At 42.4% G+C, this 24,112-nt stretch carries 24 protein-coding genes; 14 read left to right on the forward strand and 10 right to left on the reverse strand.

Annotated elements, in window-relative coordinates; genetic code table 11:
• Positions 1-9: 9 nt before the first annotated feature.
• The 9 genes from IHV10_RS08960 (at position 10) to IHV10_RS09000 (ending at position 9,527) form a co-directional block, all read left to right on the forward strand.
• Positions 10-906 carry an ABC transporter permease gene (locus IHV10_RS08960; protein WP_197128360.1) on the forward strand — a complete coding sequence of 299 codons (897 nt, stop codon included), beginning with the start codon at positions 10-12 and terminating at the stop codon, positions 904-906.
• A gap of 16 nt (positions 907-922) precedes the next feature.
• Positions 923-2,455 carry a glutathione ABC transporter substrate-binding protein gene (locus IHV10_RS08965; RefSeq protein WP_197128362.1) on the forward strand — a complete coding sequence of 511 codons (1,533 nt, stop codon included), beginning with the start codon at positions 923-925 and terminating at the stop codon, positions 2,453-2,455.
• 9 nt (positions 2,456-2,464) lie between these two features.
• Positions 2,465-3,472 (forward strand): ABC transporter ATP-binding protein, encoded by a 1,008-nt coding sequence (locus IHV10_RS08970; protein WP_197129884.1) that lies wholly within the window; start codon positions 2,465-2,467, stop codon positions 3,470-3,472.
• Positions 3,444-4,418, forward strand: coding sequence for an ABC transporter ATP-binding protein (locus IHV10_RS08975; RefSeq protein WP_197128364.1), 975 nt, complete (start codon positions 3,444-3,446; stop codon positions 4,416-4,418). The genes IHV10_RS08970 and IHV10_RS08975 overlap by 29 nt, the downstream gene beginning before the upstream one ends.
• Positions 4,419-4,423: 5 nt before the next feature.
• Positions 4,424-6,067, forward strand: a complete 1,644-nt coding sequence (locus tag IHV10_RS08980; protein WP_197128366.1) for a gamma-glutamyltransferase family protein — start codon at positions 4,424-4,426, stop codon at positions 6,065-6,067.
• A gap of 36 nt (positions 6,068-6,103) precedes the next feature.
• The gene (locus IHV10_RS08985) at positions 6,104-6,685 is read left to right on the forward strand and encodes a chromate transporter (protein WP_197128368.1); all 582 of its coding nucleotides are present in this window, start codon (positions 6,104-6,106) and stop codon (positions 6,683-6,685) included.
• On the forward strand, positions 6,682-7,212 hold the full coding sequence (locus tag IHV10_RS08990; RefSeq protein WP_197128370.1) for a chromate transporter: 531 nt from the start codon (positions 6,682-6,684) through the stop codon (positions 7,210-7,212). Before IHV10_RS08985 ends, IHV10_RS08990 begins: the two co-directional genes overlap by 4 nt.
• Before the next feature lie 295 nt (positions 7,213-7,507).
• Positions 7,508-8,470 (forward strand): DMT family transporter, encoded by a 963-nt coding sequence (locus IHV10_RS08995; RefSeq protein WP_197128371.1) that lies wholly within the window; start codon positions 7,508-7,510, stop codon positions 8,468-8,470.
• A gap of 187 nt (positions 8,471-8,657) precedes the next feature.
• Positions 8,658-9,527 carry an AraC family transcriptional regulator gene (locus tag IHV10_RS09000; protein ID WP_197128373.1) on the forward strand — a complete coding sequence of 290 codons (870 nt, stop codon included), beginning with the start codon at positions 8,658-8,660 and terminating at the stop codon, positions 9,525-9,527.
• Positions 9,528-9,616: 89 nt separating this feature from the next.
• Here the strand turns inward: IHV10_RS09000 and IHV10_RS09005 are convergent, their stop codons facing one another.
• Genes IHV10_RS09005 through IHV10_RS09025 form a run of 5 tightly spaced genes read right to left on the reverse strand, consistent with a single transcriptional unit; the run spans position 9,617 to position 14,201 of the window.
• A complete protein-coding gene (locus tag IHV10_RS09005; protein ID WP_197128375.1) occupies positions 9,617-10,747 on the reverse strand; it encodes a hypothetical protein in 1,131 nt (376 codons plus the stop codon).
• Between the two features lie 15 nt (positions 10,748-10,762).
• Entirely contained in the window at positions 10,763-12,031 is a 1,269-nt protein-coding gene (locus IHV10_RS09010) for an ABC transporter permease subunit (protein ID WP_197128377.1), read from the reverse strand.
• Complete coding sequence (locus tag IHV10_RS09015; protein WP_197128379.1) at positions 12,015-12,899, reverse strand: ABC transporter ATP-binding protein; 885 nt, start codon at positions 12,897-12,899, stop codon at positions 12,015-12,017. Before IHV10_RS09015 ends, IHV10_RS09010 begins: the two co-directional genes overlap by 17 nt.
• Positions 12,900-13,655 carry a hypothetical protein gene (locus IHV10_RS09020; RefSeq protein ID WP_197128381.1) on the reverse strand — a complete coding sequence of 252 codons (756 nt, stop codon included), beginning with the start codon at positions 13,653-13,655 and terminating at the stop codon, positions 12,900-12,902. It abuts the gene before it with no gap.
• Entirely contained in the window at positions 13,656-14,201 is a 546-nt protein-coding gene (locus IHV10_RS09025) for an RNA polymerase sigma factor (RefSeq protein WP_197128383.1), read from the reverse strand.
• Positions 14,202-14,417: 216 nt separating this feature from the next.
• Here IHV10_RS09025 and IHV10_RS09030 point away from each other — a divergent pair, with 216 nt between their 5' ends.
• A complete protein-coding gene (locus tag IHV10_RS09030; protein WP_197128385.1) occupies positions 14,418-14,900 on the forward strand; it encodes a hypothetical protein in 483 nt (160 codons plus the stop codon).
• Positions 14,901-14,956: 56 nt separating this feature from the next.
• On the opposite strand, the gene IHV10_RS09035 is transcribed toward IHV10_RS09030, so the two are convergent.
• The 3 genes from IHV10_RS09035 to IHV10_RS09045 form a co-directional block, all read right to left on the reverse strand.
• Positions 14,957-15,652 carry an OmpA/MotB family protein gene (locus IHV10_RS09035; protein WP_197128387.1) on the reverse strand — a complete coding sequence of 232 codons (696 nt, stop codon included), beginning with the start codon at positions 15,650-15,652 and terminating at the stop codon, positions 14,957-14,959.
• A gap of 5 nt (positions 15,653-15,657) precedes the next feature.
• Positions 15,658-17,283: a hypothetical protein gene (locus IHV10_RS09040; protein ID WP_197128389.1), complete on the reverse strand. Its 1,626-nt coding sequence runs from the start codon at positions 17,281-17,283 to the stop codon at positions 15,658-15,660.
• Between the two features lie 203 nt (positions 17,284-17,486).
• Positions 17,487-18,149 carry a DUF975 family protein gene (locus tag IHV10_RS09045; protein WP_197128391.1) on the reverse strand — a complete coding sequence of 221 codons (663 nt, stop codon included), beginning with the start codon at positions 18,147-18,149 and terminating at the stop codon, positions 17,487-17,489.
• Positions 18,150-18,277: 128 nt separating this feature from the next.
• Between IHV10_RS09045 and IHV10_RS09050 the strand changes: the two genes are divergently transcribed.
• Positions 18,278-18,694, forward strand: coding sequence for a thiol-disulfide oxidoreductase DCC family protein (locus IHV10_RS09050; RefSeq protein ID WP_370629659.1), 417 nt, complete (start codon positions 18,278-18,280; stop codon positions 18,692-18,694).
• A gap of 76 nt (positions 18,695-18,770) precedes the next feature.
• Positions 18,771-19,718: a nucleoside hydrolase gene (locus IHV10_RS09055; protein ID WP_197128393.1), complete on the forward strand. Its 948-nt coding sequence runs from the start codon at positions 18,771-18,773 to the stop codon at positions 19,716-19,718.
• 149 nt (positions 19,719-19,867) lie between these two features.
• Here IHV10_RS09055 and IHV10_RS09060 read toward each other — a convergent pair whose 3' ends face one another.
• Complete coding sequence (locus tag IHV10_RS09060) at positions 19,868-20,038, reverse strand: aspartyl-phosphate phosphatase Spo0E family protein (RefSeq protein ID WP_082861519.1); 171 nt, start codon at positions 20,036-20,038, stop codon at positions 19,868-19,870.
• Between the two features lie 256 nt (positions 20,039-20,294).
• Between IHV10_RS09060 and IHV10_RS09065 the strand changes: the two genes are divergently transcribed.
• Complete coding sequence (locus IHV10_RS09065; protein WP_197128395.1) at positions 20,295-22,268, forward strand: methyl-accepting chemotaxis protein; 1,974 nt, start codon at positions 20,295-20,297, stop codon at positions 22,266-22,268.
• 131 nt (positions 22,269-22,399) lie between these two features.
• Here IHV10_RS09065 and IHV10_RS09070 read toward each other — a convergent pair whose 3' ends face one another.
• Positions 22,400-22,960 carry a transposase gene (locus IHV10_RS09070; RefSeq protein ID WP_197190097.1) on the reverse strand — a complete coding sequence of 187 codons (561 nt, stop codon included), beginning with the start codon at positions 22,958-22,960 and terminating at the stop codon, positions 22,400-22,402.
• 338 nt (positions 22,961-23,298) lie between these two features.
• Here IHV10_RS09070 and IHV10_RS09075 point away from each other — a divergent pair, with 338 nt between their 5' ends.
• Positions 23,299-23,937, forward strand: a complete 639-nt coding sequence (locus IHV10_RS09075) for a spore coat protein (RefSeq protein ID WP_197129887.1) — start codon at positions 23,299-23,301, stop codon at positions 23,935-23,937.
• The last annotated feature ends 175 nt before the right edge of the window (positions 23,938-24,112 follow it).

Here is a 24,112-nt window from a genome sequence, read left to right on the forward strand (position 1 = left end):
GGGGATAACATGTCAACGGAATTAGTAACACAGCAGTTACCGTCACATAAGAAAAAGAAAGAGTTTGCGCTTTTCAAAACGTGGAAACGGCTCATTAAGAATAAGATGGCTATCGTCGGTCTCCTGATCATTGCCTTTCAGCTGTTTATGGCTCTTGCGGCTCCAGTCATCGTAGGAGTGGATCCAAACAAACAGAACTTGGAACTGAGTGAACTGCCTATTGGAACAGAAGGGCATTGGCTAGGAACGGATAATTATGGACGAGATATCTGGAGCAGAATCGTATATGGAGCGAGAATCTCATTGTTAGTAGGAATCGGTGCTGTAAGTCTTGGTTTAGCGGGCGGAGTCGTACTTGGTTTGCTATCTGGTTACTATAGAAGGCTCGACGGCATCATTATGAGATTCGTAGATTTAATGTTTGCTTTTCCTGGTATTCTGCTAGCTATGCTGATCATCGCGATCTTAGGGACAAGCCTAGTGAACGTCGTAATTGCCATCAGTATATGGTCGATTCCAACGTGTGCTCGTATCGTCCGCGGAAGTGTTCTCTCCATTAAGAAGCAAGAGTACATTATCGCGATGCGATCACTTGGAGCAAGTGACCTTCGTATCATGGTCAGGCATGTTCTGCCAAATTGTATGGCTCCTATTATCGTCTTTGCAACGATGAGGATGGCAACTGCGATTCTATCAACGGCATCATTAAGTTTCCTAGGCTTAGGGGCACAGCCGCCAACGCCTGAATGGGGTGCAATGATTGCGGCAGGACAGGAGTACATGTGGACATCACCTCATATGATCGTGATTCCGGGTATTGCCATCATGCTAGTTGTGTTTGCGTTTAATGTTGTGGGTGATGCGCTTCGTGACGCGTTAGATCAAGGAATGAGTTTAGACAAATAAGAGGGGGATATGACGAATGGGAAAAAAGTGGTTTGCTAGTTTGCTAACGGTTCTTTTTGTATTGTCATTGGCTTTAGTAGGTTGCAGCAGCAATTCTTCATCAGGCGGAAGTGCAGGGAAAGCTGAACAAGAGCTAACCTATGCAACGACTTCTAAAGTGGTAGGTCTATCACCAATCCTAACAAATGATTCTGTTTCATCTACAGTGATCGAACAGATTTATGAAACGTTATTTGTTCGAGATAATAAAGGCGAAATCGTTCCACACCTTGCAGAATCCTATGAGAACCCAGACGAAAACACGTGGGTGATCAAGTTGAAGAAAGATATAAAATTTCACGATGGGACTCCGTTCAACGCAGAATCTGTTAAATACACGTTCGATAAATTAAAAGATCCAAAGACAGCAGCACCCCGTGCATCACTTTTAGCACCAGTATCATCCATTGAAGTTCAGGACGAACATACGGTTGTTTTAAAAACAGAGAAGCCCTATGGACCGATGCTTGCGGCCTTAACACACTCAAATGCGGCCATCGTATCTCCAACAGCTGATCAAAAGCAAGATCTTATGAAAGATCCAGTAGGAACAGGACCATTTACGTTCTCTGAAAAAGTAAACGGCGATGACATCGTACTCGTGAAGAACAAGGACTATTGGCAGAAGCCGGCCAAACTCGAAAAGCTAACGTTTACAGTTGTTCCTGAAGTATCAACCGCGATCTCTATGCTGCAGACAGGAAAAGTTCAGTTGATCGATGGGCTGGCGCCTGAACTGATGCCGCGTCTAGAGAAGATTAAGAACGTTGATATTCAGAAGAAAGATGGAACACCCGTTTACTACTTGGCATTTAACATGGAAAAAGCACCGATGAACGACTTAAAGTTCAGACAAGCGGTTTCTCAAGCGATCAATCGTGAAGGATACTTGAAGAAGTTAAATGGTCTCGGAGTTTACTCGAACAGCTTCATCGGACCAGAGGTTTTTGGGCATAACGAAAGCAGTGATAAGGGACCAAAATTTGATCAGGCAGAAGCGAAGAAACTTGTGAAAGATAACGGGTTTGATAAAAAAGAGATTAAAATTCTAGCTGCTAATACGAGTCAGTACATGAACATGGCTGAAGTCATTCAGTCACAGTTAAAAGAAGCAGGGATAAACGCAAACATCGAGACGATCGAGTGGGGAACTTACCTGGATGTTTCGAAAAAAGGTGACTTTGATATTACGATTGCCGGCTGGTCGAACGTTACAGGAGATGGAAGTGAATTATTGTTTCCACGACTTCATTCTGCAAACATTGATGCGACAAACTTAAGTCGTTATAAAGATGCTGAGCTCGATAAGCTGATCGATCAATCTCGTTCGGTTGTAGATCAAGAACAGCGTAAGGAAATCTTAACAAAAGCAGATGAATATGTAATGACACAGCTGCCGGTTCTGCCGATCTACCATGGCATCGCGTCAGCCGCTTACGATAAATCTGTTAAAGGCTTTGAGATGGAACCTACAGGACAGTGGTCATTATACGGCGTTTATAGAGAGTAGGGATGGATGATGAAAGAGACTGTTTTAGAGGTAAAGGATCTAGTGACAACGTTTAAATCAGCGGACGGTCCATTGCCGGCTGTCCGTGGCGCTTCTTTTTCGGTGAAAAAAGGAGGAACACTCTGTATCGTTGGAGAGTCGGGCTGTGGTAAAAGTATCACAGCTCTTTCTATCATGGGACTACTGCCATCAAACGGAATGATAGCAGACGGTTCGATCTTCTTTAATCAAAGAAATCTTGCCGAGATGTCACCAAAACAGATGCAGAAGGTGCGCGGAAACGAAGTATCTATGATTTTTCAGGAACCGATGACAGCTTTAAACCCAGTATTCACGGTAGGTTTTCAGATTCGTGAACCATTGATGATCCATTTGAAGCTATCAAAGAAACAAGCACATATGAGAGGAATTGAGCTCTTAAAGATGGTTGGGATTCCTTCGCCTGTCGAACGGATGAATCAATTTCCGCATGAGTTGAGCGGAGGGATGAGGCAGCGCGTCATGATCGCGATCGCACTATCATGCAACCCGTCTCTGTTGATCGCTGACGAACCGACAACAGCACTTGATGTGACCATTCAGGCTCAAATCATCGACCTTCTGAACGATTTGAAAGAACAACTCGACATGAGCATGATTATGATCACGCATGATATGGGAGTTGTCGCCGAGATTGCTGATCGAGTGATCGTGATGTATGCAGGAGAAATAATTGAAGAAGGCCGTGTGGAAGAAATCTTTGATAATCCACAGCATCCTTATACAAAAGGCTTGTTAGCTTCTGTACCTAATGTTGATGATCCTGAATTTGATTTGAAGCCGATCGCAGGATCGATGCCGATGCTAAATGAGCAGATCTCGGGATGCCGTTTTCATCCACGGTGTCCGTATGCTTTTGATAAATGTATGGAACAATCTCCAAAAACGTTTCACGTTACAGATAAACAGAGTGTAAGATGCTGGCTGCAAGAAGAGGGGGTCGAACAGAATGGCGGTAGACGAGCAAGTTCTTTATAGCGTAAAAAATGTAAAAAAGCACTTTCCTGTGAGAGGCGGCCTGCTGCAGCGGGTAAAGAACCATGTGAAGGCAGTTGACGGAATCACGCTTGATATTTATAAAGGAGAGACACTGGGCGTTGTTGGTGAATCCGGCTGCGGCAAATCGACGCTCGGAAGAACGATCCTTGGACTTGAATCGCTGACAGAAGGAGAACTCGTCTTTAACGGGAATAACATTAGTAACTATTCATCGAGACAATTAAAGCCTTATAAAAAAGAGATGCAGATGATTTTTCAGGATCCGTATGCCTCACTTAACCCAAAACAACGGATTGGTGATGCTCTAGAAGAAGCGCTCATCATCCATACGAATCTATCCTCTTTAGAACGGAGAGAAAAGGTCCTTCAACTGTTAAAAGAGGTTGGTCTAAAAGAAGAACACTATGAGCGCTATCCGCACGAATTTAGCGGCGGTCAGCGCCAGCGAATCGGGATAGCACGTGCGATCTCGATCAATCCATCCTTTATCGTATGTGATGAACCTGTGTCAGCATTAGATGTTTCCGTCCAAGCACAAGTAATAAAACTTTTACGCGATCTTCAAGAAAAGCATGGCCTAACCTATCTATTTGTGTCGCATGACCTTGGTGTAGTGCGTCACCTATGCAACCGGGTACTTGTTATGTACCTCGGTCAGATGGTGGAACTCGCACCTGTTCATAAGCTGTACGAAAATCCGACACATCCATACACGGAGGCGTTATTGTCTGCCATACCAAGACCGACTGTTGGGAGAAAGAGAGAACGTATCCGGTTAAAAGGCGATCTGCCTAGTCCTTCTAATCCACCAACCGGATGTCCGTTCCACACGCGTTGTCCTATCGCACAAAGCAAATGTTCAACAGAAAAACCCGCATGGCGTGAAATTGATGAAGGTCATTTTATTGCCTGCCACGAAAGGTGAGAATCATGAATCAAACGATACAGGATACACAACAGAAACTTCAGTACAATGCCCTTCATAACCCTTATCATTCAGATCGGATGAGCGTATTTTCGAAAAAAGGAATGGTTGCGACTAGTCAGCCGCTTGCCGCACAAGCTGGGCTGGATATGTTAAAAAAGGGTGGAAATGCGGTTGACGCAGCCATTGCCACCGCAGCTTGTCTAACGGTCGTTGAGCCAACATCGAACGGGATCGGTGGTGATGCGTTCGCCCTCGTCTGGATGAATGGTGAACTGCATGGATTGAACGCGAGTGGTCCCGCACCGAGAAGCATCTCGATCGAAGAAGTGAAGAAAGCGGGACATGATAATATGCCGAAGTTCGGCTGGCTACCTGTTACAGTTCCAGGTGCGCCAGCTGCATGGGTGGAATTATCCAACCGATTTGGTAAGCTGCCGTTTAAAGAAGTGCTGCAACCTGCGATCTCATACGCCGAAGAAGGTTATCCTTTGATGCCTATTCTCGGTAAGTACTGGCGCAAAGCATATGAAACGTACAAGCGGGAATTAAAAGGCGAAGAGTTTGAGAGCTGGTTCCAAACCTTTGCACCAGACGGACGCGCGCCAGAAGTAGGCGAGATTTGGCGCTCACCTCACCATGCTAGTACATTACGGGAGATCGCAGAAACGAAATCCGAATCCTTTTATAGAGGAGCACTCGCACAAAAAATAAGCGAGGCATCAGAAGCGCACGGCGGATTTCTCCGAAGTGAGGATCTCGCTACCTTTTATCCACAGTGGGTGAAACCGATCAGCGTGAACTACAGAGGATACGACGTTTGGGAAATTCCGCCGAACGGCCAAGGCATCGTTGCACTCATGGCACTCAACACGCTAAAAGGATATGATTTTACCGAAAAAGAATCAGCCGAAACGTATCATAAACAGATCGAAGCCATCAAACTAGCCTTTGTGGATGCGAAAAAATATGTAACAGACCCACTCAGGATGAATGTATCTGTTGAAGGATTGTTGTCGGAGAGCTATGCTGCAAAACGAAGAGACCTGATCGATTATGAAGCTCTTCAGCCGGAACCCGGCACACCGCCAAGTGGTGGGACGGTATATCTTGCAACGGCAGACGAAGAAGGCAATATGGTCTCATTCATTCAGAGCAACTACATGGGGTTCGGTTCTGGCGTAGTCGTTCCTGAAACGGGAATTGGCCTGCAGAATAGAGGACATGATTTTTCATTGGATCCAGATCACGATAACGCACTCGCTCCAGGTAAAAAGACGTATCATACGATTATTCCTGGCTTCTTAACGAAGAATGGAAAAGCCGTTGGTCCTTTCGGTGTTATGGGAGGCTACATGCAGCCTCAAGGTCACGTGCAAGTTGTGATGAACACGGTTGATTTTCATCTGAACCCGCAAGCCGCACTAGATGCGCCACGCTGGCAGTGGATGGAGGATAAGAAAGTTCTAGTCGAACGCTCACTTCCGTCGCATATTGTTGATGACCTAGCGAGAAGAGGTCATGACGTTCAAGTGGCGGCAGATTCAGGGAACTTTGGGCGAGGACAGATCATTTGGAGAGACCCAGAGACTGGTGTATTAGCAGGTGGAACGGAAGGAAGAACAGATGGCTCGATCGCTGCATGGTAACCTACTAAACTCAACTAAGAATAAAGGACTGATCATATGACGTATCTCAACTTGTTTCTTGCCTTCTTTCGGTCGGGCATGCTGGGGTATGGGGGAGGTCCTTCTTCCATCCCGTTGGTTCATAAAGAAGTAGTCGGAAAATACAAATGGATGAACGACGAAGAATTTGGAGATGTGTTGGCGCTAGGAAACACGCTGCCTGGGCCGATCGCAACCAAAATGGCAGGTTATATCGGATATCGTGTAGCGGGCATTCTCGGTCTTTTCATTGCATTATTAGCGACAATTCTGCCGACCATTATTCTCATGATACTTCTATTAACCTCGCTCCGAGAATTTAAGGATCAGCCATGGGTAGAAGGCATGACAAAAGGAGTCATTCCCGTTGTCGCTGTGATGCTCGCTGTCCTAACGTGGCAGTTCTTTGAAAGCTCCAAAAAAGGATTAGGTTTAAAACTTAGCCTTCTTCACATCTTTGCGGGCGTGGTCCTTCTTCAATTTCTCGGTGTTCACCCTGGCATCATCATTGGTGCATTATTGGCTTTCGCTCTCTTTGGACCTTTAAAGGGAAAGAATAAACAGACAGTAAACGTGCGGGAAGGAGAGAAGACAGGATGACTTTTTGGCATATCTTTCTCGCCTTTTTTCTACCCGGAATCTTAGGATATGGCGGTGGCCCAGCGTCGATTCCCTTGATTGAAAACGAAGTCGTTGACCGCTATGAATGGCTATCTGTTAATGAATTTACAGAAGTGTTGGCGCTCGGAAACGCACTTCCTGGTCCGATCGCGACCAAGATGGCAGGCTATATCGGATTTCAAGAAGGAGGCTGGTTCGGGGCGTTTGTTGGCGTGTTTGCAACCGTTGCGCCTTCCCTTTTATTGATGGTCGCGTTTCTTGGTCTCGTCTACAAATTTAAAGACTCACCGAGAGTAAAGAACATGAGCACGTATGTAAAGCCAACGATTGCTGTACTTCTTGGCATCATGGCGTATCAGTTCTTTGCCGAATCTTATATAAGCGTTGGATGGATGCACACGCTGTTTCTAGCTGCTGTCAGTTATTTATTGATGGAGAAAGTGAAAGTGTCCCCGGTGTTCGTCATTATAGGCTCACTCGGGTATGGAGCCATGTTTTTGGCTTAGGTTAGGGGGGAAGCGGAACTTCATTGAGGTTTCGCTTTTTTTTGTATGTTACAGAGTTGTCGGTTATGGTCGAAAATCGGATAAATGTTGGATTACCTCGTATAAATGGCAGTTTACCTCGTATAAAATACGGATTACCTCGTAAAAAAAGTGAATTACCACGTAATGAACGACCTCATTACCCAATCAAAGTGTCTTCCCAAATTCATACAACCATATGGTAAGATAATAAAAAAAGATAAGCATGTTGGACAAGGCAGATGCATACTTTTTAAAGGGAAACGGAGGACTTAACATGAGACCGATATGGCTTGGGATTGCGGCAGCCTTTTTCTTTGGCGTCACGTTCATATTGAATCGTTCTATGGACTTATCAGGCGGAAGCTGGCATTGGAGTGCAGCCCTTCGCTTTTTTTACATGGTTCCGTTATTGTGGATCATCGTTTGGATGCGTGGTAACGTGCGTCCTGTGTTTCAAGAACTTAGGAAACGATTTGGCACATGGTTTTTATGGAGTTCAGTAGGCTTTGTGCTCTTTTATGCACCGATTACATATGCAGCAGGTTTTGGAGAGGCGTGGTTAGTGGCCGCGACTTGGCAGATTACGATCGTTGCGGGCTCTCTTCTCGTGCCCTTCTTTTATGAAGGGAACAAAGCGGAAGGAGCCACACGCCAAAGAATTCCTTTTAAAGGATTAGGCTTTTCGCTGATCATATTGGGAGGTGTCGCGCTCGTTCAAGTGCAGGAAGCAAGTGGTGTGAACGGCTCCGCTTGGTTGAACGTTGTGTTACCTGTTCTGATTGCGGCGATTGCCTATCCACTCGGCAATCGAAAAATGATGGTTGTGACAAACAAACGCCTCGATGCTTTTCAGCGAGCATTCGGCATGACGATCGCTTCACTTCCGTGGTGGATTGTCCTCGCCGGAATCGGATGGGTGGAGAGCGGACCTCCAACGAACGATCAGTTGTGGCAAACATTTTTAGTTGCGATCTCCTCAGGTGTTATCGCTACGGTACTCTTTTTCCAAGCGACTGATCTTTGTGCGAACAATCCTGTGAAACTGGCAGGTGTAGAAGCAACGCAATCGGCTGAGATTATTTTTGTATTAGCTGGCGAGATGTGGCTGTTATCGATCGCAAGCCCAACGTTCCTTTCTATGATGGGCGTTCTCATCATCATGCTGGGCATGTTTTTACACAGTTATTTCGGAAAAACAGAAGTCGTGCAAAAAAAATCTATGAAACTTGCAAAATGATGAATAAAAATATGTGAGCTGGGAATAGTAGTACTACCCCCCCTTTTTAAATAGTAATTTGGAACAGCCGTTGCCCGTAGCAGCGGTTGTTTTTTTTATGTAGAAAAATCCGTTAAACTGTATACAGAGATTGTCGTGTGTCATCATCTTCCCCTTGTTATTCTTATTTTGAAAGGAGGCGTTGTCAATGGATTCGCTTAAGAGTATGAACGACGCGTTAAAGTATATAGAGGAGCATCTTCAGGATGAGGTCGACTTTACGGAAGTAGCGAGACGTGCGTATTGTTCAGAGTATCATTTTAAAAGGATGTTTTCCTTTTTGGCAGGTATTCCACTGTCAGAATACGTTCGGCGCAGACGGCTGACTCTGGCGGCTTTTGAGTTGCAGGACAGCGACATAAAAGTAATTGATGTGGCAGTGAAATATGGCTACTCTTCACCTGATTCTTTTACAAAAGCATTTCAGCAGATGCACGGCATTACGCCATCAGAAGCACGTAAAAACGGTCAATCACTCAAAGCCTTTCCGCGCATGTCCTTTCAATTATCGGTAAAAGGAGGAAGTGAAATGAACTATCGTATCGTTGAAAAAGAAGCTTTTTCTATAGTAGGTCTTAAGAAACGAGTACCGCTCGTATTTGAAGGAGTAAATCCGGAGATCGCTGCGATGTGGCAGAGCCTTACACCTGAATTAATTAGTGAGCTGAAGAAGTTATCGAATATAGAGCCAAGAGGTATGATTAGTGCTTCAACGAACTTTTCGGAGAGGACAACTGAAAACAGTGAGCTTGATCATTATATTGGTGCAGCCACAACCAACGAATGTCCCGAGAGTATGTCGCAACTAAAGGTGGAAGCATCCACATGGGCAGTCTTTGAAGCAGTCGGTCCATTTCCAGAAACATTGCAGAACGTGTGGGGACGCATCTATTCAGAGTGGTTTCCATCATCGTCATACGAACAAACAGAAGGACCAGAGATTCTTTGGAACGCAGATAAAGATACGTCGTCACCTACATTTAGAAGTGAGATCTGGGTGCCGGTTAAGAAGAAATAATATAGCAATTTGTGAAGCATCGGCTAAGTGGCCGGTGTTTTTTTAACAAAGCAGCATCTGCGTATATTAGCCGATGCTGCTCCTCTCCATTAGATATTCTTCACTTTTTCTCTTCGATAACGCCACAGGAACAATAGCGAAGTAAGAATAAGAATCGTGACAAAAGAAATAGGTACGAGATAAGGATTTAAATACATGCTTGTTAGGTTTTGTACGAGATATGTTGTTCCTGTTCCAAATAGCAAAAATGCTAGCGGAACATGGAGACCAACACTTGTCATATAATTGGGAGCAATGCTCGATATCCAAGCTCCGACCAATACCAACGCGATTCCTAACAGATAGACACATAGAACAGTAAGAATTATGTATTGAAAAAAGGTTAGATCATACCATGAAACAAAGAAATTAAATATAGAGTTGATCGATAGCGGAAAGAACATGCTCGTGTCATTGCCTCTATACATGAAAAAGAAAAAAGCGAGCTGGGCGGTAATAATGATTAAGGATGCAGTCAAGCCAGTAAGGAGCTTTTGAGAGAAAAGTTTGCGTCCTATTTTTGAAGTATACTGCAGCAGCTGTACGTGATTTCGCTTGTCCCGAATGTATAGTGGCATAAGGATAATTATAATGTTTAGAAAGATAAGAATGGCTACATATTTCATTAAGACATTGTAGTTTTCAAACACCATATCCGTGAATATCGCCTCTGTTGCTCCATTTTCAACCACTTCATCCATGCGTGCATTTTGTTTTGGAGTTAGTTCATGCTCATTAAAACGTTCAGGATGCTCATATTTGTCGATGATCCCATCGCGTGCTTGAATCTCCCAAAATACATCTACATAGTCTTCAAAAATGATTTTGCTGTGCAGTGCAGCTAGTTTTTCGTTTTCTAGATCCATGTTGCTAAATTCCTCATACGTATCAATGCCTGCAGCAACCATTTCTTTCTGTGACTTAAGATACTCTGTCGCTTCAGCTATTCGTTGTTCCTTAATCTCTTTAAAATCTTGGAATTCCTCACTATCCATAGATTCGCCATAATCAACTAGCATTTTTTGCGTAGCACGGAAATCATCTAACAGTGGTCTGCCGTTAGGAAAATGCTTAAATTCAAACATAATAAACTGTTGGTACACAAAAAAGCTAACTAAAAGAAGCAGGAAGATTATTTTTACCGAAAACAGCTTTCTTACCTCATTAAATAAGATTCTCATATGTTCGCGTCCTATCTATATATTTTCTCTGGCAAAACGTTTGATTAACAGCCATGCTGTGAGCAGTAAAACGATTAACCATCCTGTTACCGTGATGATTTCATAATATTTGAACGTCGTAAAAACACCGCTTTCCATCCACCATTTCTTCACGTTCATTACTAGAATAAAAGGAGAGAAGTGCGTGTATAGAAGCATCGTGCTGTCCTTTGGCATGAGGCTCGGAACATAAAGACCTGCCAAAAAGATAACTCCAAAAAGAGTGAAAACGATGTAACTGTTCCGTATGAGCATAGAGAGACAAAACGTGATCAGCACAAATAGTATATGGCAGAGTACAACTAAACCACATGACATGAATAGGTATTGGATGAACGTGACGTTCCACCAGCTAATAAAAGGTATTTTGTTTAATTCGATTAAGAACCCTGTACTAATCGGTACGTTCCAAAGACCAGAATAATCAAACACTATAAAATAAACAGACAATGTTATAGCGAGAAGAGCGACAGTTACAAGTGTTGATGCAAAGGTGGAAACAAGAAGCTTATCCCACATCAATCTTCTGCCACGTTTTGTTGCATAAGTGACTAAAGCTGTTCTATGTTCAAACTCATAATTCACGATAAAAGCGGTGAACAGAACGATTAAGATCATTCCCTGAAAAAGCATAAACCCAAATAACGTTTTAAAAAGAAAAGAATGTGTACCAAACATTTTTCCATGAAAGAAAAGATGAAGATGTTCTTTGTTTTCGATTAGCTCTTCTACACGTGGTTTTAATACAGAGTATTGCTCACGAACTGTTTCAGCTACAGCACCTTCCAAGCCGAAAAGGCGGATGCCTTCTTCTGCATTTTCCATGACGTTTAAAGTGCTGTACTTCGTTTCAATATCCTGAATAGAGTTTAGATACGTTTCTTTTATCGCTAGATTGTTGATGTCTTGCAATTCTGTTTCTAAATAAATGTTTGATTCAATCAAACTATAGTAGAGCTCTGGTTTATAAAAGTCCGCTGCGTTTTGATAGGTGTCTCCAGTTTTGCTTTGTGAGAGCTCATTCCAAGTATTTAAATCTTCTTTATGAGAGGTTTGCAGCTTTTCACGTCCCTCTTTATCCATTAACGTTCCCGTTTCTTTCACGATTGGCTGAAGTGATTTCATATCCTGACGCAGAGTTGATTGCTGATAGATAAGAAAACAGTTGAACAAAAGAAACAGTACGAACAATCCTAGAATAATAGGTGACGAGATGATTTTTTTAAATTCAAGCCGTTTGATCATCAGAACGTACTCCATCTTGATAGATATACAAAAAGACATCTTCTAAGTTAGGGTGTACCGATTTCCACTCTGGTTTCGCTGTATCTGTGGTTAAAAACCGCATGTACATGCTTCCGTTTTCTTGTTTTTCAGACAAGCTAAGGTAAGTCGTACGAAATTGTTCTGTTTGTTCATAACTCACTTCAGTCTCGTAAACAAGTCCATCAATTTTGCGGCAGATGTTAGAAACGGTATCTTTGTATAACACTTCTTGATTTTTAATCATGATGATTTCGTTTGCGATCGATTCTACATCTGAAACGATATGCGTGGATAAAATAACGATGCGATCGCGAGCCAGATTCGTAAGCAGATTACGAAAACGAACTCTTTCTTTAGGATCTAAGCCAGCTGTTGGTTCATCCAGGATCAGAATTTTTGGGTCGTTCAGCATGGCCTGAGCGATCCCGACACGTTGAATCATTCCGCCTGAAAACTTCTTCATCTTTTTATTTGCCACATGATCCAGTGCTACGATTTTAAGGAGTTCTTCAACACGAGTAATTGCTGTTTTTCGGTGTATTCCTTTTAACGCCGCCAAGTAAAGCAGATAGGAGGTAGGGGAATAATTTTTGTAATAACCAAACTCCTGAGGAAGATAACCGATCATCTCCCGGTACTTTTCATCCATCTTAATAATATCTTCTCCGTCATAACGAATGCTTCCGCTAGTAGGAAACAAAAGGGTCGTGAGCATCTTGATCAGTGTTGTCTTACCCGCTCCATTCGGTGCCAACAATCCATACACACCGTTATGAAACTCGAGGTTAATATTTTTTAGTGCATGAAACTGACCGAAATTTTTTGTAACATCTTCAACGATTAACATTTATAAAACTCCTTCTGCGCCTCGAAATGCGATTAGTTTTTTTAACGTTTTTACATAGAGCACGATGCTGATGATGAGTACAACGCCATACACATACGCAGGTATATGACTTAAAAACATACTGTACATGTTCTGATTTAAGGTGGCTGGAAGAACATTCACTAACAGCCAGCTTGCCATCATAAGATATGTGGCGTACGGCCCTTTTGCATAGCGTAAGGCGTACAGGTAAAGGACCGAAAATAGGCTTAACGAGCTGCATGATAACAGCAGTGCATCTAGGATTTGAATGTATTGAAACAAGAACGATAGAACGATAATCAGTGCGATATTCATGAGCATCGTTAGCATACTGAAAATGAACATACGAAAAGCGGCTAGCTGAAACACATGGTACTTACAGGTCATCTCTACTGAAAAAGTGTCTTTCATTAAAGCACGTACTAAAAATAGAGAGGATAGAGCAAAGAAAAAAATAGGAGACAGCGTAAAGATAAAAGAATACAAATCTTGCAAGTCTATAGATGATTTCAGTGAAAATATGCCGTATAGCATTACAGCTAGCGCTAAACAGGTTGTAAACAGAATTTCAGTAGCATCTCGAAATAAATAGCGAAAGCCAAGCTGCTGATACATTTCAAATAGATAAGATGGAAACGATTTGGGTTTAGTTAGACCGGCAGATACGATAGATGCAATCTGGTTTTTTCTTTCACGATCCGTGGGATATTCGATGTGGAATTTTTGTTTCTCCATTTATTCAGCCTCCATTCGTTGCTTCACTTTTTTTATCGCAGCATAATACTTTGTTTTAATAGATGACTCAGGCATTTCGAGAGAACTTGCTATTTCGATAAACGTTTGCTCACCGAACAATTTGAGCCGCAGAACCTGCTGATCGATGATCGGGAACGTATTTATGAGTCGTGCTGCCTTTTCGATATCTTCTCTCCATTCCAATTCAAGCGTGAAATCTGAAGGTGTAGCCACATCAACACCTTCCATCGAGTCTGTGGAACGATCATATGTATAGTTTTTAGACCTAAAATAGTCTACGAGTTTGTATGTTGCGATTCGGTATAGCCACGTTTTGAAAGATGCTTTTTTCTCATCAAACTGCTGGATGGATTGAAGCATGCTAATAAAGATATCTTGTGTTAGATCAAGTGATAGTTCTTTATTCAACGTTTGTTTATAAACATAGGCATAAATAGATTGATAGTAATGAGAGATCAGTTCGTTCGCCGCATGTTGATCGCCTCTTTTTTGTACAGAGCTGATCCATCTTTTCTGCTTCATCATGATTTTGTCTTCACTTCCAGACTAAAAAGGTTGTCTTGCTCATATATTCGTATATAAAAGATAAATAGTTTTACTTTTTATAAAAATATTTCCATTTTTTATTATAGAATCATTTAAGGGTTAAAGGAGAATTAAATAGTTATAGCAAATAATAGAAGAACTATAGAAGGGTAGCTCTGTTCATAAAGCGATTTAAATAGAAAGCTAGGTGAATATATGTTTAATTTTGATCTAGATTACTTAGTGTACTTTGCAGTGGTCGTATTATTGTTATTTGTCGGAGTGGCGATTGCAGCAGTGAAGTCAAAAACAGCTTACGATGAGAAGGGGGAAGAGAAGATGTTTAGATATTTGTATATATATTTGGTATTGTTTACGACCCTTTTGCTAACGATAGGAGGAAGTATTAGCGTATTTATGAGCGTGGCCGATATTGTGAGTCCGGATACGTATCAAGCTAGTTTTGCAGATTATAAACTCGGTTTAGCGGAAGTAGAATATGATGAAAACGGAAAGCCGTTGCCTAGTAAGAAAACGGAAGAAGAGATGCGGAAAGACTACGAGATGATGATTGAAAACGACAAGTTGCAGGAGAAAAGGAATGAGATGAATAATATTGTCAAAAGTTCTGGATTTATACTCATTCCACTTCCGATCTTTTTATATTTCAAGCGTCAGTTGCGTAAAAAGGAAGCATAATAGCAGAAGAAAACGAGCGAAGTGTTCCGCTCGTTTTTTTGTGCTTTTAGATGATGTTATTGCTCAACAATTTCCTTGAGCTTGCTCTGCCATTTGTCGTCGTCCAAAATGATCTGAAACGAGATGCGGCGATTTTTTTGGAGCGCCTGAGAAGAGCTCCCTTCTGCAATCGGCTTATATTCGCTATATCCTGTTGCGGCGAGGTATTGAGCATACTCTTTTTTAGCGAGTTTCGGGTTTGCTTTTCCAAGATAATCAACGACTGCAACCGCACGCTGAGTGGAGAGCGACCAGTTGTCATATGGCACGGAATCTGTATGGCCTTCGATTAGAATGATATACAGATACTGACTCATGTCTTTTTCCTCGATGATTGCCGCGAGTGCGTCAGCGAGCGGGTCGAGCACTTGCTTTCCTTTTGCTGATATATCTGCACTACCGGTATCAAAAAGGATGTTGCCTTCAACAGAGATCGTGTTGTTCGGTCCACGAATGATCTTATCTTTTCCAACGTTTTCTTCTAGCTGCTTTTGAATGAGATCAGAGATATGCTTCTTCACCTCTGCCACCTGACCAAGTTCGCGTTTGATCTGAGCCTGATCATATGCGTTATAGATGCTCTGCACATAAGCGAGAATCGCGATAAAGACCATAACGAGCACCATCATCGCCATCATATCGGTAAAACTTGGCCAGAAGATTTCTTTTGTTTCTTGGCTGTCGTCGTTGTAGTAAGATTTGCGCGCCTTCATACCGATCACCGTCTCCTAAAATTTTGCGGCGAGACTTCTGGCATGCGTTCATCTTCTACGTATTCGGGTGCGCGAGGACTGCGTGTTTCATAGATCACTTGGTTGGATGATTGGTTCATGGCCGCTTGATAGATGCGCTGCATGAGGTGGTACATGTCAGAGAGTGTACGATTGTTGTCGGTGATGCTTCGTGTTAAGCCGTGGTGCAGGTTTTCAAGCGTACGTGCGAGCTCGCGCATATCGTCATCGCTTCTGTTTTGATTTTGTGAGTTGTTTAGGGCAGAAGCCAGCTGTCGGCTCTGACTGTCCATGATGTTTCTAACTCCATCGGTAAAATCACGCTTGATATGCTCCACCGCAGCGTAGAATCCTTTTTCGAGCTGACCGACGCTTGAAGCAAAGTCAGCTGCCGCACGGCCGTATTCGCCTTGTTTTTCGGCATAGCGGTAATGCCATTCGTCTTGCTTTTGCGCGAGGCGGTTCTCGAGTGCGTCATGCTGATTTTGGTAGTGCTGCAGCTGTTCCTGCATGCCGCGAAGCACCGATTGGGCATGTTCTTCAGACCGACGCTGTGCTTCTTGTAGCATTTTATCAGAGCGTTGGATGAGTTGTTCAAACTTTTGTTGACCTTGTGTGTGCCGGTCGTTGCTCGTTTTTAGCTGCTGCTCGAAAGAAGAGATGTTCTTAGCGAGCGCGTTAATACTCGTGTCGACCGTTTTTTGAATGGTTCCGAGTTCCTTTGTCGTCTCGTTGAACCGCTGTCCGAAGTGATCGAGCTGTGTAGCAGATGCGGCGAACCGTTCAGCGTGTTCGCGCTGTGCTTCAAATATGCCATTCACGTCTTCCATCGCTTTTTGAAGACCTGCTGTAAAATTAACCATCTGCGATGCGAACTCACCGAGTGTTTTATCAAATGACGACTCGACGCGTGAGGCAAGGCGATCAAGAAGGCGTTCAACCGAATCTTGTGGTTTGTCGTTGATCAGGTCGCTGTTGATGTTGTGATCAAGGTATACTTCACAATCGGCTAAAAGTTTGTTCTGCATATAAGAAAGTGATGTTCCTTGCGAGAAGAAGCCTGACTGAATGGAATTGAGCAGAAGTGCGGCTCCAATTCCAGCAATACTCGTATAAAAGGCAACACTCATCCCTTCGAACGGTGCGGTGAGGGAGGAGATGATCGAATTCAGCGTAAGATTTGAATCAGCAGGCTGCGTGCCGAGCGTCATGAGCGTATCTTGCATAGATAAAAGAGAGAGCGTGAGTCCGACGAACGTTCCAAGCACGCCGAGAATGATCGTGAAGGACGGAAGCTGGTTGAGCAGCTTTTGGATATTGCCGACGGGTACCCTCAAGACGCCAAGAAGCGGAATGCGTTCATTGTATAGATGTTTTTCAATCAGTGCCTGCGTGTTGAGCTGCGGTACACCTGCTAGATGAAACTGTTTGTAATCGGCTGTAACACGTTGCAACCAATGCGAGTACGGCTGCTGTTCTTTATTTGTCTCGAGCTGCTGAAGCTCTTTGTTCCATTTGCGAAAGTGATAAGCGGTTTGTGTATGACCCACAATCCCCATAAATACGAGAAACCCAATGACCCCGACGACGATTAAAGTAAGTTGATCCATCATGCCACCCCTTAGATGTCTTGTCTAAATGTCCTATATTGATAGATATGTCCTACTGTCGGGAAATATTTTAGGAAATGGGGTCTGACCCCAAACAAATACATAACCCCCTGAAATGTCCATTCAAGATGGACATTTCAGGGGGAGAGTTTTTGGGGTTAATTTTTTTCAAAGGAAAGAAATTAATCTTGACGCCAGGTGTGCTCTTAATCTCTTTGGTAATTCTCAACGCGATCGTTATAAAATGCAGCATACGAAGCGCTCATATATGGAGCGAGCCAAAAGAAACCAATACCAAGTGATAAAATGCAAAGAACTCCCCAACCTAGAAAGCTTAATTGTAAAACGAAAAATTTCCACTTATAGCCGTCCATCAACTGCCGGCTTTTCTTGATCGCAGCGTTAATGCCGATACCCGGATGATCTTTTAGAACAAAGTACGTTTGCGAATAACTGAATGCTTTAATGATTCCAGGGATCAGTAAAAGAAGAGACCACAGAATCAAGTACACCATCATCACGAGATAGGTGCCGAGTATTTTTACATAAGTGCTGATCTCAGAAAACGCTTGAAATAGGCTTGAAACGTTCATTTTCTCACCTGTTCGGATCACTGATAAAAAAGTCCACAAATATCCAATATATAAAGGCAGTAAAACGAGGGTGATGATGAACGTGCTGGACGTTGGTCCGTTAAGTTCGTCGGCGGGTTGATTCAACCAAGCATTCCAACCACCACTCAAATTCACTTCTATGATTAGTGGGATGAGGTAATAGATGCTCGAGAACAACAACGTGAATAACGCTGCTGTGCCCCATTGTCCTTTAAGTTGAAGCCGGGCTTGCTGTTTGATTTCTTTATTTTTCATGATGTATCACCTTTCTGAAGTTGTCCTATCTTTATACTACGGTTTAGAAGGCGGAAAGATGCGTTTTCATGAAAATTAATAGTAGACTAGAGGAAAGTATGTTTTGTTTTGAAAAGGGAGGTTTGGATGTGGAGAAATTTGATGAGGTAAAGGGTGCTGTACTTCTTTTTGATGGAGTTTGTAATCTTTGTAATGGGAGCGTGCAATTTATACTCAAACATGAAAAAAGTAACGAGTTAAAGTTCTCAGCCATACAGTCACAAGCTGGGCAGAAGCTGCTTTCACAGTACAACATGGATCCCGCACAAATGAATTCCGTTATTTTAGTTAAAGACGGAAAGATCCATACAGAATCGGATGCGGTAGCGGCAACCTCTCTGTTCCTTAGGTTTCCATACAGCCTAGGCCAATATCTAAAGATTGTTCCACGGCCGATTCGCAACGCTTTCTATAAAAAGATCGCCAATAATCGATACCGATGGTTTGGGCAAAAAGAGAGTTGTATGATCCCGACACCTGACCTTCGAAATAGGTTTTTGCAATAGTTTCGACCACCAAACTTCATAAGTGCGCAGATCGCCTAATAAGATAGAACAAATGCCTATAAAGGGGAACTGCACGATGGGACAAAAAGTTCTGTTCTTCGGTGACGCTGGAATAGACGATACGATTGCCTTAGCTTATGCGTTTTTAAGTGATGAAATTGATATCGTTGGTGTTGTGGCGGACTATGGCAACGTATCGAGAGAACAAACAGTAGCAAATGTAAAATATATTGCTAAAACATTTAATTTTCCACAGGATGTTAGGATCATCGGTGGAGCAGAAGTTCCGATGACTGGGGAACAGCCTACCTTTTATCCAGATGTTCATGGTGTTTACGGGTTAGGTCCGATCGAACCGGGTGTACCTGAAGGATTTATTGAGAACTTTTTTGAGATCGTGAACGTGATCGAACAGTATCAAGATGATCTGATCATCGTGAATGCAGGTAGGTTGACGTCTCTTGCAACGATGTTTATTTTGTTTCAGTCACTTATGAAAAAAGTAAAAGCGTACTATATTATGGGGGGAGCGTTCTGGGTTCCGGGAAACGTGACGGCAGTGTCAGAGGCGAATTTTTACGGTGATCCAATCGCGGTCAGAATCGTGTTAACGTACGCAGAAAACGTAACGATCATCCCGTTGAATGTGACGGATAGGGCAGTTGTTACTCCGGAGATGGTTAATTATATTGATTACAAAGGCAAGGTTCCGATCCTAAAACCGATGCTAGACTTTTATTACAACTTTTACAAAAGCAGAAACCCAGAAATACTCGGAAGTCCTGTTCACGATGCCATTACGTTGATGGCCTGCATAAGAGAAGATATGTTCACGTATAAGTCGCTGCCGGTACATATTGTGATTCAAAATGGCAATACGGCAAGAGGACAGAGTATTGCCGATGTTCGGCCGTATGCACAGTTTGCAGATGATGAAAAACGACACCGAATCGCGTTTGATTTTGATTATAGCTATTTCTTCCGAGATTTTATGCGTATTATGACGGGTGAGACATTTTCATAGTGTTAGTTTAGAATCGTGGAAGGAAGTTAGGGGTTTTTAAGATCATTTTAAGAGAAGGAGGAAAGGGTAGAAACGGCATCATAATAAAAAACCGGTGATTCTACGAAACGTACGAACCCCGGTCGAACTTTAAGTGTCGTTTTATGTGATTAAGCGCAATTTTTAATTTGATCTAGTTTGTTTAGCTTTTCGTCTAGTATTTGGCTCAACTGAACAAGAAGCGGATCTGCAAGACTATTAACCTTTTTACTTACCTCATACATGGTCGTGCGAATGGCGTCTATCTCTGTAGTTAAGACAAGAGCATTGCTTCGGCTCATGGTCCATTCCCCCTCTAATATAATAACCACTTCTGCACCATTAATATCGGTAAATCTTGTAAATATTATATACCATATTTTGTGTCAAGTCTATTATTTTTTTACACATATAGGGGGACAGACCCCCTCCAATTACACTTTTACACATTTTGTACTACTCCAGTAGACAAAATGTGCTTTTTTTCCTGTAAAACTTTGTTGCTTTCTGTCGATATACTTTTTGCTGCTTAGTAAAAAGTAACTGCAGGAGGAAGAAATGATTAAAAAAAGTCTACAGAGGCAAATTCTTGTGCCTTTTCTATTACTTATTGTGATGACTGGTTTCGTAGTGAGCGGAGTTAGTTATATGTTTAGTAAGCAAACAACCGTTGATAATTCATCGAAGAATACATCAGAACGCATGCATGATCTGGATGAGACGCTCAACGGATTTTTAAAAGACAATGCCAATTTCGTTTCTGCTTATGCAGATTCGGCAACGATTAAGCTCCATGCAAAAGGAGATAGCCCAGACTATATTATTTCTAAGTTCGAAGACTATCATCTAGCAAATGAAGCAATCATGAACAGCTATTTCATTTCGGAAAGCAAAGAAGTGGTCATGTATCCTATACCTGCATCACCAGTCGAGGACATGACGTTAACGCCGTGGTACCAACAAGCAACAAAGAATCCTGCTCAAGTCTTCTGGACAGATCCGTTTATTGACGAAGCGACAGACCGTCCGGTAGTAAAAGCCGTAAAAGCGGTTGAATACAGCGGGAAAGTCGTGGGTGTAACGGCAATTGATATCGCCGTAAATGATATCTTAACACTTATGCAAAATGTGAAAATCGGGGACACTGGTTATGCTCTTCTCATCGATAATTCGGGGAATTATATGGTGCATCCTGATGCAAAGATGCTGGGAAAAAGCGCAACAAAAGAATCATTTTATAAAGGTATCACGAAAAAAAATGGAACGATCACGACCGACATCAACGGTGAAGAAAGAGTGGTCAGCTACACAAAGAACGACACAACTGGTTGGAAATTAGCAGGAACTGTAGCACTTAGTGAGTTTGAACAAAAAGCTACTGTCATTCTTTTACCGATTGGGATTGCTTTACTCGTCACTCTTTTAGTAGCGGCAGTCATCTCGCTGTTTGTTTCAAGAAGAATTACGGTGCCTGTGAATCAATTAAAGAATGCGATGCATGAGATCAAGAATGGAAATCTGCAGACAAGCGTCTCTATACAAAGAAAAGATGAGATCGGTGAACTAGCTTCAAGCTTTGATGAGATGTCTAATCAGATGCGGACGTTGATTGCCGAGATGGCTCAGATTACCGATCATGTGACAGATGCGTCTCAAACGGTCGTTGCGAGTGCGGAAGAAAATTCAGCATCCGCACAAGAAGTTTCAACGACGATGCAGCAGATCGCCGCGGGCTCTTCTCATCAAGCAGAGTTGATGGATGAGAATGCAAAAGCTGCGAACGTACTAGCTGAGCGAATCAGTCAAGTTCATGCGCATGGCGAGACGATCGAAAAAGCAACACAGCAAATGAATGAAGAATCATTGACCGGTGTAAAAAAGGTGAGCATGCTAAAAGAGAAGTCTTTGATGACAACAGAAATGACAAAAGAGATGATTTCTTCTATTAAAAAACTTGATGAAACATCTGGCAGCGTTCAACAGATTGTTCTAACGATAAGCGATATAGCAAACCAAACGAACTTATTGGCGCTAAACGCAGCAATCGAGGCGGCTAGAGCAGGAGAATCTGGAAGAGGGTTTGCGGTCGTTGCAGATGAAGTAAGAAAACTTGCAGAGCAGACTGAGCTATCTTTGAAAGATATTAGCGCATTGATTGCGGATATGCAGCAAGTAACCGAAAACACCGTCGGACAAGTTCAAGAAGCAGCGGCTCTCATTCTTTCACAAAGTGAAGCGGTTGAAGAGACAGAGCGAAGCTTTACCGCGATTTCTAGTGCCGTCAAAGGAAATGCAGAAGCATTAAAAGATGTGATTCAGTCAGTGGATGAAATGACGAAGCAAAAAGATGTACTGCTTGAGAATGCGTCCCATATCTTGGCGATCACGCAAGAAACAGCGGCTGGAACAGAAGAGGTTTCCGCATCAGCCGAACAGCAATCCGCGTCGATGGAGCAGTTGAACCACTTAGCGGATCAGCTTGAACAGTATGCGGAACAAATGCGTACCCACGTCCAGCGGTTTACATTCTAGGGGTCTGACCCCACACAATTACATTAGTGCCGTTTTTGTCTTTTTCAAAAAGACAAAAACGGCTTTTTCTTTGCTATGAGTGACTTTTTGAAAAAGGAAAGAGTGTAATTTCACATCTGAACTAAAAGGGTTTAAAGCTCTACTACAGGGGTAATCTTGCTTTCAACATAATCTCGATATTGAGATTTCGAATTGCTAAACTGCTCAAGAAGGGTTGAGGTGTGTACAAAAGGGCACACCGATGGGGTTACATAATAGCGGTAACTGCTCCATTGATATTCTAAGGGGTACATGACCAGGTCAGCAGAAACGGGATTCAAATGAATATAGCGACTCGTGTCTAACAGATGTGACCGATCTTCGATTAATTCTGCTCCGTATCGACCTTGAAACACATGGCCAGTCAGTTCGTATTTCTTGTTGAAATACATAGCGTACGTTTCATTTAATTCTTTCATGAAATCTCCAGGTGGTGATTTGCTGCACAAAATTTGTAAGTGAGTGTGGTTTGTCATGAGGCAATACGAGAAGAGCTCAACAGCATGCTTTTTAACACAATGACTTAAGATCTTTAAATAGCGGTGGAAATCTAAGTGGGAATAAAAAAGAGGTTCCCTGCGATTTCCGCGGGTAGTCACGTGATAAACAGCATCAGGATACCAAATGCGAGGGGATCTAGGAATGTTTTTCACCTCCTTTCAATCGTATTTACATTATACGTCTTGCAAGTGAATCTGGGAAATGGGGACTGACCCCAAAAAATTTATTTCCCCCGTTGTTTTCAAGCAAAACCTTTATATCAGTTTTGGAATGCAACCGGTTCGAAACTTCTCTTTTCAGGAAGTTATCTTTTTTAGCAGAATTCCCATAAAAAAATGTCGAATTCAATCCATTAAACGAACTATTTATCAAATTTCCCCGGAAATTATTCATGGGAAAGGGAATAGAGTTTTCCATTCTACATAAAATAACCCCGTATTTTTATTTAACGGAGGTATGTCATTTGAATCAGAACCAAAATCAACCTAACATGAATCCGCAAACAGGGAACAGCAATCCTGAATTCAACCATGTAAATATGCAGACCGGACAGGTACCTGCTCAATTAAACCATGGTGGGCATGAGATGTTTGATGTTCATGAGATGCTAAGCGGAATTGTTGGAACATTGAACTTATATACACTTTGTAAAGGACATGTTCAGGATCCTGAGCTCAAAACGATGCTCGACCGTCATTATCAACACATTACAAAAGAATATAACGCGTGTGTACAAGCTTTTCAGACAGGAAAAGACCCAGCAATGCGAACAGAATCATACAAGATGGCTCAAGATAATAATTTTGTATATGGTTTGAAACCTGCGCAACCCGTCAAACCTATTCAAAGCGTTACAGAATTTAACGATCAATCCGTTTCGACTTTAATTCTAGGAACTTTGAAATCGAATGCTTCTCTAAGAGGTATGGCTACACTTGAAGTTACAAACCCAGTGCTTAGACGCGTATTAGCAGATGGAATTCCGAACTGGATCGAGATGGCATACGAATTGTCTATCTGGCAGAATAAAAATCATTACTACCAAATTCCTCAACTGAACCAACAAGATATGACGAGTATGCTTGGTGCATACGCTCCGTCTACTCAAACACAGCCACCTCTTCAATAAATGACTTAAACGAGTACCGATAATGGTGCTCGTTTTTACTTTTACACATACTGAAACAGGGATATCATGAGAAGAAATAGAAAATTTTATAATCGTCGAAGGGCTCGACAACGAGAAATGAATTTGCCATAGTAATGAGTGGACTTATATTTTGTACTGAAACTCCAGGGGGTTA

The organism is Fictibacillus sp. 5RED26 (assembly GCF_015903895.1).
GTDB classification, from domain to species: domain Bacteria; phylum Bacillota; class Bacilli; order Bacillales; family Fictibacillaceae; genus Fictibacillus; species Fictibacillus phosphorivorans.

Excerpts from the sequence above, each read along its gene's own strand:
- IHV10_RS08990 (WP_197128370.1), top strand. The coding sequence starts at position 6,682 with ATGACTTTTTGGCATATCTTTCTCGCCTTTTTTCTACCCGGAATCTTA.
- IHV10_RS08980 (WP_197128366.1), top strand. The coding sequence starts at position 4,424 with ATGAATCAAACGATACAGGATACACAACAGAAACTTCAGTACAATGCC.
- IHV10_RS09025 (WP_197128383.1), bottom strand. The coding sequence starts at position 14,201 with ATGATGAAGCAGAAAAGATGGATCAGCTCTGTACAAAAAAGAGGCGAT.
- IHV10_RS09010 (WP_197128377.1), bottom strand. The coding sequence starts at position 12,031 with ATGATCAAACGGCTTGAATTTAAAAAAATCATCTCGTCACCTATTATT.
- IHV10_RS08995 (WP_197128371.1), top strand. The coding sequence starts at position 7,508 with ATGAGACCGATATGGCTTGGGATTGCGGCAGCCTTTTTCTTTGGCGTC.
- IHV10_RS09015 (WP_197128379.1), bottom strand. The coding sequence starts at position 12,899 with ATGTTAATCGTTGAAGATGTTACAAAAAATTTCGGTCAGTTTCATGCA.
- IHV10_RS08985 (WP_197128368.1), top strand. The coding sequence starts at position 6,104 with ATGACGTATCTCAACTTGTTTCTTGCCTTCTTTCGGTCGGGCATGCTG.
- IHV10_RS09045 (WP_197128391.1), bottom strand. The coding sequence starts at position 18,149 with ATGAAAAATAAAGAAATCAAACAGCAAGCCCGGCTTCAACTTAAAGGA.
- IHV10_RS09035 (WP_197128387.1), bottom strand. The coding sequence starts at position 15,652 with ATGAAGGCGCGCAAATCTTACTACAACGACGACAGCCAAGAAACAAAA.
- IHV10_RS09030 (WP_197128385.1), top strand. The coding sequence starts at position 14,418 with ATGTTTAATTTTGATCTAGATTACTTAGTGTACTTTGCAGTGGTCGTA.
- IHV10_RS09075 (WP_197129887.1), top strand. The coding sequence starts at position 23,299 with ATGAATCCGCAAACAGGGAACAGCAATCCTGAATTCAACCATGTAAAT.
- IHV10_RS09020 (WP_197128381.1), bottom strand. The coding sequence starts at position 13,655 with ATGGAGAAACAAAAATTCCACATCGAATATCCCACGGATCGTGAAAGA.
- IHV10_RS09065 (WP_197128395.1), top strand. The coding sequence starts at position 20,295 with ATGATTAAAAAAAGTCTACAGAGGCAAATTCTTGTGCCTTTTCTATTA.
- IHV10_RS08965 (WP_197128362.1), top strand. The coding sequence starts at position 923 with ATGGGAAAAAAGTGGTTTGCTAGTTTGCTAACGGTTCTTTTTGTATTG.
- IHV10_RS08975 (WP_197128364.1), top strand. The coding sequence starts at position 3,444 with ATGGCGGTAGACGAGCAAGTTCTTTATAGCGTAAAAAATGTAAAAAAG.
- IHV10_RS08960 (WP_197128360.1), top strand. The coding sequence starts at position 10 with ATGTCAACGGAATTAGTAACACAGCAGTTACCGTCACATAAGAAAAAG.
- IHV10_RS09055 (WP_197128393.1), top strand. The coding sequence starts at position 18,771 with ATGGGACAAAAAGTTCTGTTCTTCGGTGACGCTGGAATAGACGATACG.
- IHV10_RS09040 (WP_197128389.1), bottom strand. The coding sequence starts at position 17,283 with ATGATGGATCAACTTACTTTAATCGTCGTCGGGGTCATTGGGTTTCTC.
- IHV10_RS09060 (WP_082861519.1), bottom strand. The coding sequence starts at position 20,038 with ATGAGCCGAAGCAATGCTCTTGTCTTAACTACAGAGATAGACGCCATT.
- IHV10_RS08970 (WP_197129884.1), top strand. The coding sequence starts at position 2,465 with ATGAAAGAGACTGTTTTAGAGGTAAAGGATCTAGTGACAACGTTTAAA.
- IHV10_RS09005 (WP_197128375.1), bottom strand. The coding sequence starts at position 10,747 with ATGAGAATCTTATTTAATGAGGTAAGAAAGCTGTTTTCGGTAAAAATA.
- IHV10_RS09000 (WP_197128373.1), top strand. The coding sequence starts at position 8,658 with ATGGATTCGCTTAAGAGTATGAACGACGCGTTAAAGTATATAGAGGAG.